The organism is Rhizobium sp. P40RR-XXII, assembly GCF_012641405.1.
Classification (GTDB): Bacteria; Pseudomonadota; Alphaproteobacteria; order Rhizobiales; family Rhizobiaceae; genus Rhizobium.
In genome coordinates this window covers 532648-547045 of record NZ_JABAII010000002.1, presented here as the reverse complement: position 1 = coordinate 547045, position 14398 = coordinate 532648, and the positions used below count along the sequence as shown (strand labels likewise).

At 60.3% G+C, this 14398-nt stretch carries 12 protein-coding genes and 3 tRNA genes; 5 read left to right on the top strand and 10 right to left on the bottom strand.

The features are described 5' to 3' along the window. Nucleotides 1-68: 68 nt before the first annotated feature. Entirely contained in the window at nt 69-641 is a 573-nt protein-coding gene (locus HGP16_RS05970; protein WP_168839075.1) for a TetR/AcrR family transcriptional regulator, read from the top strand. Between the two features lie 129 nt (nt 642-770). On the opposite strand, the gene sthA is transcribed toward HGP16_RS05970, so the two are convergent. The 7 genes from sthA to HGP16_RS05935 form a co-directional block, all read right to left on the bottom strand. Beyond that, nucleotides 771-2177: a Si-specific NAD(P)(+) transhydrogenase gene (gene sthA, locus HGP16_RS05965; protein ID WP_168839074.1), complete on the bottom strand. Its 1407-nt coding sequence runs from the start codon at nt 2175-2177 to the stop codon at nt 771-773. 109 nt (nt 2178-2286) lie between these two features. Beyond that, nucleotides 2287-2883, bottom strand: coding sequence for a dual specificity protein phosphatase family protein (locus HGP16_RS05960; RefSeq protein ID WP_168839073.1), 597 nt, complete (start codon nt 2881-2883; stop codon nt 2287-2289). Nucleotides 2884-3145: 262 nt separating this feature from the next. Then, complete coding sequence (gene radC / locus HGP16_RS05955; protein WP_409526816.1) at nt 3146-3892, bottom strand: RadC family protein; 747 nt, start codon at nt 3890-3892, stop codon at nt 3146-3148. Continuing rightward, the gene (locus HGP16_RS05950; protein ID WP_168839071.1) at nt 3829-4785 is read right to left on the bottom strand and encodes an IS481 family transposase; all 957 of its coding nucleotides are present in this window, start codon (nt 4783-4785) and stop codon (nt 3829-3831) included. Before HGP16_RS05950 ends, radC begins: the two co-directional genes overlap by 64 nt. A 268-nt stretch (nt 4786-5053) precedes the next feature. Continuing rightward, the gene (gene map / locus HGP16_RS05945) at nt 5054-5890 is read right to left on the bottom strand and encodes a type I methionyl aminopeptidase (RefSeq protein WP_168839070.1); all 837 of its coding nucleotides are present in this window, start codon (nt 5888-5890) and stop codon (nt 5054-5056) included. 2 nt (nt 5891-5892) lie between these two features. Then, on the bottom strand, nt 5893-6642 hold the full coding sequence (gene sfsA, locus HGP16_RS05940; protein WP_168839069.1) for a DNA/RNA nuclease SfsA: 750 nt from the start codon (nt 6640-6642) through the stop codon (nt 5893-5895). Nucleotides 6643-6656: 14 nt separating this feature from the next. Further along, a complete protein-coding gene (locus HGP16_RS05935; protein ID WP_168839068.1) occupies nt 6657-8504 on the bottom strand; it encodes an alpha/beta hydrolase in 1848 nt (615 codons plus the stop codon). Nucleotides 8505-8664: 160 nt separating this feature from the next. Between HGP16_RS05935 and HGP16_RS05930 the strand changes: the two genes are divergently transcribed. From HGP16_RS05930 to recJ, 4 genes are all read left to right on the top strand, one after another. Next, nucleotides 8665-9117, top strand: a complete 453-nt coding sequence (locus HGP16_RS05930) for a hypothetical protein (protein WP_168839067.1) — start codon at nt 8665-8667, stop codon at nt 9115-9117. 222 nt (nt 9118-9339) lie between these two features. Beyond that, entirely contained in the window at nt 9340-10560 is a 1221-nt protein-coding gene (locus HGP16_RS05925) for an LL-diaminopimelate aminotransferase (protein ID WP_168839066.1), read from the top strand. Between the two features lie 57 nt (nt 10561-10617). Then, entirely contained in the window at nt 10618-11937 is a 1320-nt protein-coding gene (locus tag HGP16_RS05920) for a homoserine dehydrogenase (protein WP_168839065.1), read from the top strand. A 53-nt stretch (nt 11938-11990) separates the two neighbouring features. Next, on the top strand, nt 11991-13796 hold the full coding sequence (gene recJ / locus HGP16_RS05915; protein ID WP_205926297.1) for a single-stranded-DNA-specific exonuclease RecJ: 1806 nt from the start codon (nt 11991-11993) through the stop codon (nt 13794-13796). Nucleotides 13797-13857: 61 nt separating this feature from the next. Here the strand turns inward: recJ and HGP16_RS05910 are convergent. From HGP16_RS05910 to HGP16_RS05900, 3 genes are all read right to left on the bottom strand, one after another. Continuing rightward, nucleotides 13858-13932 (bottom strand) — tRNA-Glu (locus HGP16_RS05910). Between the two features lie 140 nt (nt 13933-14072). Continuing rightward, nucleotides 14073-14147 (bottom strand) — tRNA-Glu (locus HGP16_RS05905). Between the two features lie 98 nt (nt 14148-14245). Further along, nucleotides 14246-14320: transfer RNA gene (locus tag HGP16_RS05900), tRNA-Glu, on the bottom strand. Nucleotides 14321-14398: the final 78 nt, after the last annotated feature.

Sequence of the window (14398 nt, the reverse complement as noted above, 5' to 3'; positions counted from 1 at the left end):
TCAATCAACGTTCCTTTTCGGCAGTTTTGGCATTACAAAATTCACTCCAATGGAGATGAGGAAGCTAGGTGGGCATCAGCGAACGCAAGGCCAGGGAACGCGGGGAGCGCGAACGCAGGATCGTCGTCGCTGCGAGGACGATCGCGGAACGCGACGGCTGGGCATCCGTCACGATCCGGCGTCTCGCCGAGGAGATAGAATACAGTCAGCCGGTTCTCTATTCGCATTTTGAAAATCGCGATCAGATCGTCGGTGCGGTCGCGCTCGAAGGCTTCGGCGAATTGGCAGCGATGCTACGCGCCGCGATCCGGCCATCGTCCACGCCAAAGGAGCGAGTGCAAGACGTCGCAGCCGCCTATCTCGATTTCGCTTTCGCTCGCCCTGCGCTATACGAGGCGATGTTCGTCCTGCCGACTGGTCTCCGCTTTGCCAGATCCGACACGCCAGCCCAACTTCGTGATGGTTTCGGAGCCATGGCGACGGTGATCGCGCCGTTCTCCCAGGATGTGGATACCGCTACCGAAACCTTCTGGTCGGCACTTCACGGTCTGGCGGAACTTGAACGTCACGGCAGGATAAGGCCCGCTTTCCGGGCTCAACGTATCACGCTCATCATGCAGATGGTGTCGGGTCAACGCTGAGAGGGGATTTTGCGATTAACCTGATCCCGCATGAATGGTTTGGAAAACGCGGGATAAGGCAAAGGGCTTAGGCCCTCGGAGTTTGGCCGCTTCCGGGGAAGAGGGGCTATTGCCGCACCCATGAAAAATTCAAATCTCCGACTTGATGTCGCCCATGCGGTTCCAGGCATCGAGGCCGGCGATCTTGTAGGCTTCGGCGAGCGTCGGATAATTGAAGGTGTTTTCGACGAAGTATTCGACGGTGCCCTTGAGGTTCAGCACGGCCTGGCCGATATGCACGAGCTCGGTGGCACCTTCGCCGACGATGTGGACGCCGAGGAGACGGCGGGTTTTCAGCGAGAAGATCATCTTCAAGAGGCCGGTGTCGAGGCCCATGATGTGGCCGCGCGAGGTCTCGCGAAAGCGCGCGATACCGCATTCGTAGGGGATATGCCGGTCCTTGACCTCTTCCTCCGAGAGGCCGCAGGTGGAAATCTCCGGCACGGCATAGATGCCGTAGGGGAAGTATTTCGGCGGCTCCTTGGCAATCGCACCGACGGCGACGCGGGCGGCGATGCGGCCCTGTTCCATCGAGGTGGAGGCAAGGCTCGGGAAGCCGACGACATCGCCTGCGGCAAAGATATGCGGGACCTTCGTGGCGAAGGTTTCGGGATTGACGCTCAGGCGACCGCGATTGTCTGCCTCCAGGCCGGCTGCGGGGAGATTGAGCGTATCGGTCGCGCCCATGCGGCCGGCGGCAAACAGCACCATGTCGGTGGTGATGTGGCGGCCGTTGTCGAGCGTCAGCTCCACTTTACCGCTCGGCAGGCGCTCCACCTTCTCGGCCTTCTGGCCAAGCAGCAGCTTCATGTTGCGATCGCGCAGCTGGTAGGTGAAGTCTTCGACGATCTCTTTGTCGATGAAATCGAGCATGGTCGACTTCGGATCGATCAGCGTTACCTGCGTGTCGAGCGCGCTGAAGATCGTCGCATATTCGATGCCGATGACGCCGGCACCGATGACGACCATCGACCGCGGCAGTTCCTCGATGTCGAGCAGTTCGTCGCTGTCGAGCACTGTCTTGCTATCGAAGGGTATGTAATCCGGACGGAACGGCTTGGTGCCGACGGCAAGGAGGATGCTTGCCGCCGTGACATTGACGACTTCGCCGTCGTCCTTGACGACCTGCATGGTTTGCGGATCGACGAAACTTGCCTTGCCCCGAATGTGCTGGACGCGATTGCGGGCAAACTGATGCTCGAGCACTTCGACTTCGTGGTCGAGGGTGATCAGGAGGCGGCGGCGCAGGTCCTCCGCGCTGATTTCCTGTTTGACGCGATAGGCCCGGCCATAGAAGCCACGCTCGCGCCAGCCGGAGAGGTTGAGCGCGGTTTCGCGCAGCGTCTTGGAGGGGATGGTGCCGGTGTGGACCGAGACGCCGCCGACGCGTTTGCCCTGCTCGATGACGAGCACCCTCTTGCCGAGTTTGGCGGCCTGGATAGCGCCTCTGCGGCCTGCAGGGCCGCTACCTACGACTAGGAGATCGAATTGGTCCATCGGGAAGCCTCGGATGACTGGATAGGGAATCAATGTCGCAACGCAACATGCACTCCGTCAACCGGTAGCTGCTCAATGTTACAGATTATCTAACGGGATGGGCCGGCGGTCAGGACGCGGAAAAGCCGAGCCAGGGTTCCAGCTTCTCGAATGTCCGATCCATGGCATAGGCGCGGGTAAACGAAAATGAAAGATGGCCGTAGAAGATCGACATCTGGTTTTCTGCCGTTGACTCGTTCGTCTTGGCAATGGCGGCGAGATAGAGCGCCGAGGCGAGCCCTGTGCGGTCCGCTCCCGCCTGGCAATGAATGAGAAGCGGTTTCGGCGCATCGCGCATGATTTCGATAAGCTGTGCGGCCTGCTGCTGCGTCAACTCACGAGCAGACGACATGTGAAAGTCGATGTGGTTGATGTTGAGTTGCTTGGCCTCGGCGACTTCCTTGTCATACCAATGACGACCGCTGTTTTCGCCGCGCAGGTTGATGATGGTCTTGATGCCATATTGCTTTTGAAGCTCCGCAATCGTGGCGGCCGTTGGCTGAGAGGAGCGATAGAGTTCGCCGGCGATGACCGGGTGGAAGTTCGTTGTCCAGAGCATATGCGCGTAGAAACCGACTGCCACCGCGGTGAAAGCTCCTAGGGCGACAAGCGCGCCGCGGCCAACACGACGGAGGCGATGGGAAAGCGTCGGCGATGTCTTCAGCATGCGATCTCCGGGGCGGGCCGACCGCGCAAGCAGATTGGCCAAATCAAAACAACGACTTCCGCCGGCGGATTCGCCGACTGAATGCGGCCATCCTTCTGCCAGATCATCCTGACGCTGAACTGAAAAGCGAAAATGGAGACAGCGACGGGCGATCTTGGAGTTTTTGAAAAATTGGAAATACGCGATGGTTCTGAAAAGTGATATTATATCAAAATGATATGATACGTTTTTGAATAATTAAATTAGGGCGTGCGCGACAATTTCAGATCAAACGCAATGCGCGGAAGCTGACATGACCGTTCTTGCCGATGATAACATGATCGTGAACAGTTATGCCCAAGGGCTTGGCGGTGTCGACAATCGTCTTGGTCATGTCGATATCGGCGCGAGACGGCGTCGGATCGCCCGAGGGGTGGTTGTGGACGAGAATCACTGCTGAAGCGGAGAGTTCCAGCGCCCGTTTGACGACTTCACGGGGATAGACAGGCGTATGATCGACCGTGCCAAGCCCCTGGATTTCATCTGCGATCAAGGCATTGCGCTTGTCGAGAAACAGCAGGCGAAATTGCTCGCGCGTCTCATGTGCCATGGCGGCATGACAGTAGTCGATGAGCGCCTTCCAGGAAGAGAGCACCGGCTTGCCTGTCAACTCGCTCTTCAGCATGCGCTGGGCGACGCTCGCAACCAGCTTCAGGTCGAGCGCGACCGCATCGCCGACGCCGCTGACCTCGGTCAACAGGCTGACCGGCGCACCGAATACGCCGCCGAGCGAGCCGAAGCGGGCGAGCAGAGCCTTGGCGATCGGCTTCGTGTCGCGGCGCGGGATGAGCCGGAAGAGCAGCAGCTCGAGCATTTCATAATCGGCCAGCGCCGCGTCGCCGCCGTCGCGATAGCGATTGCGCAACCGCTCGCGGTGGCCATGATAATGGGCTTCGGCATCACGCTCTAGGTGTGGAGCCTCAACAGGTTGTCTCGGTTCAGACCGAGGCGACTGATTGGCGGTTTTGATTTTAGGCCGCCGTGAGGGCGGTGCCAATTGTACATATGGGTCCAGCTTGGCAGATGAGTTTTTCGTGTCTCTGACGATGGATAGGCCCGCGCATACGCCCATTCGCGCAATGCGGTCTGAATGAAGCGTTCTGCTTTGCCGTTTGTCTGTGGTGTGTAGGGTTTGGTGCGGATGTGCTTGAGACCGAGAGCCTTGCAGGCTCGTGCGAAATCCTTGGCGATGTAGCAAGAACCGTTGTCGGTCATGACCCGCGTAACCGTCATGCCGAGGCTGGCGTAATAGGCAACTGCCGCCTTGAGGAAGGCGATGGCGCTGACGGCCTTTTCGTTCGGGAAGATGTCGGTGAAGGCGACCCGGGAGGTATCGTCGATTGAGACATGGACGTATTCCCATCCGATGCCGCGTGAGTTGCTCTGGCCGGTTCTGTCGCCGGTGATCCGGTGACCGACCCGATCGAAGCGGCCGAGGCGCTTGATATCGAGATGGATCAAGCCACCTGGCTCGGCATATTCGTAACGCACGACCGGTTTGGCTGGAGCAATGTCTTTCATCCGGGACAGACCGGCCCGCTTGAGAACGCGGCTGACGGTGGCCGGTGATACGCCTGTCTCCATGGCAATGTGCTTGCCGGTCAGGCGCTGGCGACGAAGAGCGACAATGCGATCGCTTAAAACCTGATCCGTCTGCCTGGGGCTGTTTTTGGGCCGAGACGAGTGATCCGCCATCTTGGCGCGCCCACCCTGTTCGAAGCGTTCAATCCACCGCGATACGATCTTGGGCGAGACGGCATAGACGCGGGCGGCTTGCGCTTGCGACAGTCGGCCACCGACAACCGCCGAGGCCATTTCCTCTCGACGCAGCGGGGTCAGTCGGGCATTCTTGTGAATGTTCATTCGGGGCGATCCTGGCATACTGAGGTGTGGTAACTCCAGTCTCCCAAATCCGCTCCGAATGGACAACCTCCTGAAACCTCACAGCTAGGGCGGCGGGTTTGGCCGCTGGCGCGGATTTGGTGGCTTGTGTGGCGGATTTGGCGGCTTGTGGTGCGAAGAATAGTCGCTCGTCCAGAAGCGGGGCCTCTTCCAAAGCTTCCGTCTCCCCGCTTCTATCGAGGGGCATGTCGCCATGTCCGTTGGAAGAAGCGGGACGTTTCGCCATGATTTACCCCTGCAGCGGCGGCAGGCCGGGGCGGTCGAGGCCGCCGGGCGATAGGGTGAAGATTTCGCAACCTGTCGCGGTGACGCCGACCGTGTGCTCGTATTGCGCCGAAAGCGAGCGGTCGCGGGTGACCGCCGTCCAGCCATCGCCGAGCACCTTCACATGCGGCTTGCCGAGATTGATCATCGGCTCGATGGTGAAGATCATGCCTTCGCGCAGCTCCGGGCCGTCATTGATCCGGCCGTAATGCAGGATATTCGGCGAGTCATGAAACAGGCTGCCGACGCCATGGCCGCAGAAATCGCGCACGACCGAGCAGCGCTCGCCCTCGGCATAGGTCTGGATCGCTTCGCCGATGGCGCCGGTGCGGGCACCCGGCCGGACGGCGGCGATGCCGCGCATCAGCGATTCGTAAGTGACTTCCAGCAGCCGCTCGGCAGAACGCTTGATTTCGCCGACCGGATACATGCGGCTGGAATCGCCGTGCCAGCCGTCGAGCACATAGGTCACGTCGATATTGACGATATCGCCTTCGCGCAGCGGCTTGTCGTTGGGAATGCCGTGGCAGACGACGTGGTTGATCGAGGTGCAGGAGGATTTCATGTAGCCGCGATAGTTCAGCGTCGCCGGATAGGCGCCGTGATCCATGCCGAATTCGAAAACGAAGCGGTCGATGACATCGGTGGCCACGCCGGGCTTGACGATCGCGGCCAGTTCATCGAGGCAGCGGGCGGTCAGCTGGCATGCCTTGCGCATTCCGGCAAAGGCATCCTGCCCGTAGATGCGGATAGCGCCCGTATTCTTCGCCGGCGCCGTTGCCGCTTCGATGTAATTCACCATGACTAGCCTTCAGCAGAAATCTTTATACTCGTATCTAATGCAGCTATGCCGGGTTCGTCTATCGGGATCAACCCGGCTGGCGTTATTTCCGTCGGCGAGACCCTGCATTTCAGCGCATATACTTCGACGCCGCGCGCCAAAGCCCGATCGTAGGCCTTGGCGTAGACCGGATCGAGATCGCCGCAAATCCGGAAACGATTGCAATCATGGCGCTGGATCACGAACAGCATGACGGCGCGGTAACCGGCCTCTGCCATATCGCCGAGTTCTTCTAGGTGCTTGGCGCCGCGGGCCGTTGCCGTATCGGGAAATTCCGCAAGGCCCGGCCGTCGCATGAAATGGACGTTCTTCACCTCGACATAGGTGGTTGTCCGCAAAGGGTCGGTCAAGAGCAGGTCGATGCGGGAATTGCGGCCATAATTCTGCTCGCGCTTTACCGTCGTATAGTCTCCGAGATCGGAAACCTGTCCAAGCGCGATCGCTTCCGCCGCGGTCCGGTTCGGCATGGCCGTGTTGACGCCGACGGTCGTGCCATCAGCCTCGATCAGTTCGAAGACGTGACGGTATTTTCGCTTCGCTCCTTCGTGTTCGGAGAGCCAAATGCGCGAGCCCGGCGCCGTCAGGCCGAGCATCGAGCCGGTATTCGGGCAGGAACCGGTGATGAAGGTTCCGTCCTCCAGCTCGGCATCGAAGAGGAAGCGCTTGTAGCGCGCGATCAGGCGGGCGGGAACGAGAGGCGAAGGAAAGAGCATGGTCTGGCGATCGCCTACGCCCGTTCCATGACGAAGCTGCCGGGCGCCTCTTCAAGCGCATTGAGCGCCTTGCCGCCCGGCGGGCGGGCTGTCGTCATGCGATGATCCTGCGAGAGGATCCAGGCGTGCCAATGCGGCCACCAGGAACCCGGCGTCTCCTTTGCCTCGGCCAGCCAGTTCTCATAGTCGCCGGTTGTCGGGCCGCCGGTCCAGAACTGGTATTTATGTTTGTCCGGCGGGTTGACGACGCCGGCGATGTGGCCGGAACCCGTCACGACGAATTCCACCGGGCCGCCGAAATATTGACTGCCGATGAAGACGGACTTGGCCGGCGCGATATGATCCTCGCGCGTTGCCAGATTATAGACGGGGATGCGCACATCCTTCAGCGACAGCGTCTTGCCATCGAGCATCATCCTGCCCTGGCTGAGCGCATTGTTGAGATAGCAGTTGCGCAGGTAGAAGGAATGGTTGGCGGCCGCCATGCGCGTGGAATCGGCGTTCCAGAACAGGAGGTCGAAGGGCAGGGGATCCTGCCCCTTCAGGTAGCTGTTGACGAAATAGGGCCAGATCAGTTCCGAGGCGCGCAGCATGTTGAAGGCCGTCGCCATCTTCGAGCCTTCGAGATAGCCGAGCACATTCATCTGCTCTTCGAGTGCCGCAATCTGTTCTTCATCGACGAAAACCTTCAGGTCGCCGGCGAAGGTGAAATCGACTTGGGTCGTCAGGAAGGTCACCGTGCGGATGCGCTTGTTCTTTTCCTTGGCGTGGAGCGCGAGCGTGGCGGCCAGCAGCGTGCCGCCGACGCAATAGCCAACAGCATTGACCTCCTGCTCTCCCGTCGCCTTTTCGATCGTGTCGAGCGCGAAATCGATGCCTTCGCGGGCATAGGAGGTCCAATCCTTCGTGGCATGGCGCTGATCGGGGTTCACCCAGGAGATGACGAAGACCGTGTGACCCTGCTCCACGCACCATTTTATGAAGGATTTCTGCGGGTTGAGGTCGAGAATGTAGAATTTGTTGATCCAGGGGGGGCAGATCAGCAGCGGCCGCTTCAGCACCTTGTCCGTCGCCGGCTCGTATTGGATGACTTGGCAGACATCGCTTTGCGCGATGACCTTGCCGGGGGTCAGCGCCATGTCGCGGCCAACGGCGAATTTCGTCATGTCGGTCTGCCGCAGGCGCAGTTCGCCGTGGCCGAGGCTGATATCTTCCGCGAGCATCTTCATGCCGCGCACCAGGTTCTCGGCATTGGAGGCGATGGTTTCGCGGTAGACCTGCGGATTCGTCACGATGAAATTGGTCGGCGAAAAGGCGGCGGTGATCTGCTTCGTGTAGAACGCAGCTTTGTGACGCGTATGCTCGTCCAGCCCCTCGGCTTCGCCGACCAACTTTTCCGCCCAGTTCGATGTCAGCAGATAGGTCTGCTTCAGGAAATCGAAGAAGGGATTCTTCTGCCAGTCCTCGTCGGCGAAACGCTTGTCTTTGACCGGTTCGGCTTCGGCCTCGGCGGACGAATCGCCGCTGAGACGCTGCATGGTTTTTGTCCACAGGCCGAAATAGCCGGACAGGAGATGTGTCTGCGCCTCCAGCGTCCGGCGAGGATCGGATAGCCAGTATTCGCCGACCTTGGACAGCGTCTTGACCATGTCGGTAAAAGGATCGGCAACCGTATCGACCTTCTCGCCGCGCTCGCGTGGCGCAAGCCAGGCGGAGGCCGCCTTGCCGAGATTTTCCAGCGCGCGGGCAAAGTTGACGGCCATCGCTTCGGGATCCCTGACGATGTAAGGCTCCACTGACTTTGGGTCGAAGCCGGGGAAGCCGCCGTTACCTTCATTATTGTCCCGCTTGCTGTCGGTCACGCATCATCCTCCCGGCGGCAGCTTGTGTCTTGTTTTCCATTTGTACATCTTGCGGGAAAAGGAATACAAGTCGAATGAAACGCAACCCTGCTCTTGCTTTGCTGCTGCGACAAATTTAACAGTCGCAACCCACAGCAAGGAATAGCGCAGGAAGACAATTATGGGCGGCGGCATGGTGGCAAGACTGAACCGGTATTCCGTATTCTGCGGTGCAATGTGCGGGATTCTCGCATTGACGCTGGCGGGCTGCTCGACGCCCGAGGAGAAGGCGGCCTACGCCAAGCGCAAGCAGCCGCCTGAGGCGGTGATCGTAAAACCCGCCAAGGGCACGCCGGTCGTGGAAACCAGCACGCAACAATATTACAAGGACGGCTATCCTTCCTTCAACGCGCCTCCGACGGCTGCAAACGTGCAGATCAACGATCAGCAGGCGGGCGACATGGCCAAGCAGTTGACGGCGCTCGGCGCGCAGCGCAAGGCCGGCACCATATCGGAGGCCGAATACCAGAAGCGCGTCGCCGAGATGCGCAAGCTTGCCGCCGAACATGGCCAGGATACGCTGCAGGAAATTCAGAAAGAGGGCAGCGCCCAGCCGGCCCCGACGGAGAATTAGCCTTGCGTTCCAGGCAATTTGGACGCAAAGCGTTCGGATCGGCCGAATTTGAATGTGTCTGACCGGCGAATTGCACTTTGCGTGCATAGCCGCCCAAGATTCACCTTATCTTTCGAGATAGCATGAATACGGCGCCGCGAGTCCCAAGTTCGTATCGCGGCTGGCCGGAAGATCAACGAACTTCAGTGCGGTTTTGAGGGCCGCTGTCCCATGGGGAAAGAAATGGAAGAGTTTCATAAAGTCCGGCGTTTGCCGCCCTACGTTTTCGAACAGGTCAATCGTTTGAAAGCGAGCGCGCGAGCGGGCGGGGCGGACATTATCGACCTCGGCATGGGCAATCCAGATCTTCCGACCCCCAAGGCGATCGTCGACAAGCTGTGCGAAGTGGTCCAGGACCCGCGCACGCATCGCTATTCCTCCTCCAAGGGCATTCCCGGCCTTCGCCGTGCCCAGGCCGCCTATTATGCCCGCCGGTTCGGCGTGAAGCTCAATCCGGATACGCAGGTGGTCGCCACCCTCGGCTCCAAGGAAGGCTTCGCCAACATGGCGCAGGCGATCACGGCGCCCGGCGACGTCATCCTTTGCCCGAATCCGACCTATCCGATCCATGCCTTCGGCTTCCTGATGGCCGGCGGCGTGATCCGCTCCATGTCGGTCGAGCCGGACGACAGTTTCTTTCCGCCGCTGGAGCGGGCGGTGCGCCACTCGATCCCGAAGCCGCTGGCGCTGATCCTGAACTATCCGTCGAATCCGACGGCCTATGTCGCGACGCTGGATTTCTACAAGGAAGTCGTCGCCTTTGCGAAGAAGCACGATATCATCGTGCTTTCGGATCTAGCCTATTCGGAAATCTATTTCGATGACGTGCCGCCGCCGTCGGTGCTGGAAGTTCCGGGTGCGATGGATGTGACGGTCGAATTCACCTCGATGTCGAAGACCTTCTCCATGCCCGGCTGGCGCATGGGCTTTGCCGTCGGCAACGAGCGGCTGATTGCGGCCCTGACGCGGGTAAAATCCTATCTCGATTATGGCGCCTTCACGCCGATCCAGGTGGCGGCGACCCATGCGCTGAACGGCGACGGCTCCGACATCGCTGAAGTGCGCAGCATTTACAAGCGCCGCCGCGACGTCCTGGTCGATACGTTCGGCAAGGCCGGCTTTGAAGTACCGCCGCCGGCGGCAACGATGTTTGCCTGGGCGAAGATTCCGGAAAAGTTCCGTCATCTCGGTTCGCTGGAATTTTCCAAGCTTCTGGTCGAGAAGGCCGACATTGCGGTCGCCCCTGGTATCGGCTTCGGCGAGCAGGGCGATGATTATGTTCGCATCGCGCTCGTTGAGAACGAACACCGCATCCGGCAGGCCGCGCGTAATCTGAAGCGCTTCCTCTCCTCCGCGGACGAGACGACGCACAATGTTATTTCGCTGAACGCTCATCGTTCATAATATCGAGCGGCAGCCGTTCCCGCGGCTGCCGTCCCCAATACTGATCAGGAATTTTCCATGGCAGATGCCCTCAAAATCGGCATTGCGGGCTTGGGCACCGTTGGTGCTTCGCTGGTCCGCATCATCCAGAGCCGCGCTAACGAGCTTGCCGTTACCTGCGGTCGTCCCGTCAAGATCGTCGCCGTCACCGCGCGCGATCGCACGCGGGATCGCGGCATCGATCTTACCGATATCGAATGGTTCGGCGGTCCTGTCGACCTCGCGCAGAAGGCCGATATAGACGTCTTCGTCGAGCTGATCGGCGGCTCCGAGGGCGCTGCCAATGCTGCCGTGCGCGCGGCGCTTGCACGCGGCCTTCATGTCGTCACCGCCAACAAGGCGCTGCTTGCCTATCACGGTGTCGAGCTCGCGCAGATTGCGGAAGAGAAGGGCGCCCTTCTCAATTTCGAGGCTGCTGTTGCCGGCGGCATTCCGGTCATCAAGGCGCTGCGTGAATCGCTGACCGGGAATACCATTTCCCGCGTCTATGGCATCATGAACGGCACCTGCAACTACATCCTCACCCGGATGGAGAAGGAAGGCCTGTCTTTCGCCGATTGCCTGAAGGAAGCGCAGCGTCTCGGCTATGCCGAGGCCGATCCGGCCTTCGATATCGAAGGCAACGACACTGCGCACAAGCTCGCCATCCTGACGACGCTCGCCTTTGGCAATCGCATCGCGGCCGACGACATCTATCTTGAGGGGATCACCAACGTCTCCATCGAGGATATCCGCGCCGCTGCCGATCTCGGCTACCGCATCAAGCTGCTGGGCGTCGCCCAGCGCACCGAAAGCGGCATCGAGCAGCGCGTGCATCCGACCATGGTGCCGCTTGATTCGGTCATCGCCCAGGTCGATGGCGTCACCAATGCCGTGGCGATCGAATCCGATATTCTCGGTGAACTGCTGATGGTCGGCCCCGGCGCCGGTGGCAATGCGACGGCCTCGTCCGTACTTGGCGACATCGCCGATATCGCCAAGAGCCGCCCGGGCGAGCAGCGCGTGCCGGTGCTCGGTCATCCCGCCAAGGCGCTCGAACCCTATCGCAAGGCGCAGATGCAGAGTCACGAAGGCGGTTATTTCATCCGCCTGACCGTTCTCGACCGCACCGGCGTCTTCGCAAGCGTCGCGACCCGCATGGCGGAAAACCATATTTCGCTTGAATCGATCGTGCAGCGCTCGAAGCAGCATCTGGCACCATCCGATCACCAGACGATCATCCTCGTCACCCATGCGACGACAGAGGATTCGGTGCGCAAGGCGGTTGCGGCAATCAAGAACGAAGGCTATCTCGTCGGCGAACCGCAGGTCATTCGTATCGAGCGGCCGAAAGAATAGGCTGATAACGGCGGCGCATCGCGCAAAGAAGCCGCCCTCAAATTCCAGGAGAGATGGTGGAGCAACCGGTCGATCCAGTTCAGCGGGCATTTCTGGGCGTGGAGCGCTCGGTGTTAGGCAATCGCTGGGTTTCCCGGCTCGATCAGGCTGGCCAGAACAGGGCGCTTGCCATTGCGCAGACGCATGGCTTGCCCGAGCTGATTGCCCGCGTGCTTGCCGGGCGCGGCGTCGGGCAAGACGAAGCCATGGCCTTCCTCGATCCGACCATCCGTGGCTTGATGCCGGACCCGCATCTGCTGACCGATTGCGAAAAGGCCGCGCAGCGTCTTCTGCATGCGGTCAGGAAAGGCGAGACCGTCGCGATCTTCGGCGACTACGATGTCGATGGCGCGGCCTCCTCGGCGCTCATCTATCGCTTCCTGACGCATTTCGGCGTTCCGGCCAGCATCTATATTCCCGATCGAATCTTCGAAGGCTACGGCCCCAATCCCACAGCCATCAATCAGCTCATCGACAATGGCGCGACGCTAATCGTCACGGTCGATTGCGGCTCCACCAGCTTCGAATCGCTTGACGCGGCGAGGGCGCGCAATATCGACGTCGTCGTGATCGATCACCACCAAGTGGCGCACGAGCTGCCGCATTGCCATGCCCTGGTCAATCCCAACCGTGAGGATGATCTGTCGGGGCAGGGGCATCTCTGCGCCGCCGGCGTCGTCTTCATGGTTCTGGTCGCGGCGCTGCGGCTGCTGCGCGAGGCCGGCGATTCCCGCGTGCGTTCGATCGACCTGCTTGCCTGGCTCGATATCGTCGCGCTGGCGACCGTTTGCGATGTGGTGCCGCTGAAGGGCCTCAATCGCGCCTATGTCGTCAAGGGGCTGATCGCCGCCCGTCATCAGGGCAATCTCGGGCTAGCCGCTCTGTTTCGCAAGGCCGGTCTCAACGGTCCCGTCTCGCCTTATCATTTCGGCTTTCTGATCGGCCCGCGCATCAATGCCGGCGGCCGTATCGGCGATGCCGCGCTCGGCGCTCGGCTGCTGACGCTGGACGATACCAGCGAGGCGGAAACGATCGCCGCGAAGCTCGACGAGCTCAATCGCGAAAGGCAGGCCATGGAGGCCGCCATGCTGCAGGAAGCCGAGGCCGAGGCGCTGGCGGAATATGGCAATGGCGACGGCGCCTCCGTCGTCGTTACGGCGCGCGAGAACTGGCATCCGGGGATCGTCGGCCTCATCGCCTCGCGCCTCAAGGACAAGTTCCGCCGCCCGGCCTTTGCCATCGCCTTTGATCCGACCGGCAAGGGCACGGGCTCCGGCCGCTCCATCAATGGTTTCGACATGGGGCGCATGGTTCGCGCGGCCGTCGATGCCGGCCTGCTGGTCAAGGGGGGTGGCCACGCCATGGCCGCCGGCCTGACGGTGGAACGAAGCAATCTCGGAAAGCTGCGGGCTTTCTTTACCGAAAAGGCGGAGAAGCAGGTAGCCGGGCTCGTTGCCAACGAGACATTGAAGATCGACGGCGCGCTCGGCGCAAGCGGCGCGACCGTGGAGCTCATCGACAGGCTCGAGACGGCTGGTCCCTATGGCTCGGGCCATCCGCAGCCTGTCTTCGCCCTGCCGAGCCACAGGCTGCGCGATTCCCGTCTTGTCGGCCAGTCGCATATCAAGATTACGCTCGAGGCGCAGGATGGCGCCCGGGTGGACGGTATTGCCTTCCGTGCGGCTGAGACGCCTCTGGGCGAGCTGCTGATGTCCTCCCGCGGCGTGCAGATCCATGTTGCCGGCACGCTCGGGGCCGATCACTGGCAGGGAAGCCGACGCGTGCAGCTTCGCGTCACGGACGCGGCAAAAGCTCTGTGAAATAAATCATCCACAACGTCGCTTAAAGAAGCAAAATCAACGATTTCGAGGGGAGGGACAGTGGCACGCCCTAGGGGAGTCGAACCCCTCTTTACAGAATGAAAATCTGTCGTCCTAACCGATAGACGAAGGGCGCGTGCTGTGGCGCCCTTATAGTCAGCACCCTTCATTCCCGCAAGCGGAAAAACGAGAAAAATCCCAGAAAAATCCCAGAAAAATTCATGACTAGACAAGATTTTTCGAGGTGATTGTGGAAAACGTTGTGCCATCGCGATCTGGTACGCCCTAGGGGAGTCGAACCCCTCTTTACAGAATGAGAATCTGTCGTCCTAACCGATAGACGAAGGGCGCATGCAGCACACTTTTGCGCGACATGCTGTAAATAGGAATAGCCTATTGCATCCGCAAGCGGTAGCTCAATGAATGTATAATGGGAAGAAGAACAACAGTGGCACGCCCTAGGGGAGTCGAACCCCTCTTTACAGAATGAAAATCTGTCGTCCTAACCGATAGACGAAGGGCGCGTGCGCTGTTGTGTGGCGCGCTTATAGCGGGGTGATTTCATTCCTGCAAGCGGCAATTTTGCTTTTTTGTGGAAAAAA

Bases quoted from the DNA above. Each gene is read 5' to 3' on its own strand.
- recJ (WP_205926297.1), top strand. From the start codon at position 11,991: ATGGTGGAGCAACCGGTCGATCCAGTTCAGCGGGCATTTCTGGGCGTG.
- HGP16_RS05960 (WP_168839073.1), bottom strand. From the start codon at position 2,883: ATGCTGAAGACATCGCCGACGCTTTCCCATCGCCTCCGTCGTGTTGGC.
- map (WP_168839070.1), bottom strand. From the start codon at position 5,890: ATGGTGAATTACATCGAAGCGGCAACGGCGCCGGCGAAGAATACGGGC.
- HGP16_RS05920 (WP_168839065.1), top strand. From the start codon at position 10,618: ATGGCAGATGCCCTCAAAATCGGCATTGCGGGCTTGGGCACCGTTGGT.
- HGP16_RS05930 (WP_168839067.1), top strand. From the start codon at position 8,665: ATGGGCGGCGGCATGGTGGCAAGACTGAACCGGTATTCCGTATTCTGC.
- HGP16_RS05925 (WP_168839066.1), top strand. From the start codon at position 9,340: ATGGAAGAGTTTCATAAAGTCCGGCGTTTGCCGCCCTACGTTTTCGAA.
- sfsA (WP_168839069.1), bottom strand. From the start codon at position 6,642: ATGCTCTTTCCTTCGCCTCTCGTTCCCGCCCGCCTGATCGCGCGCTAC.
- sthA (WP_168839074.1), bottom strand. From the start codon at position 2,177: ATGGACCAATTCGATCTCCTAGTCGTAGGTAGCGGCCCTGCAGGCCGC.
- HGP16_RS05950 (WP_168839071.1), bottom strand. From the start codon at position 4,785: ATGAACATTCACAAGAATGCCCGACTGACCCCGCTGCGTCGAGAGGAA.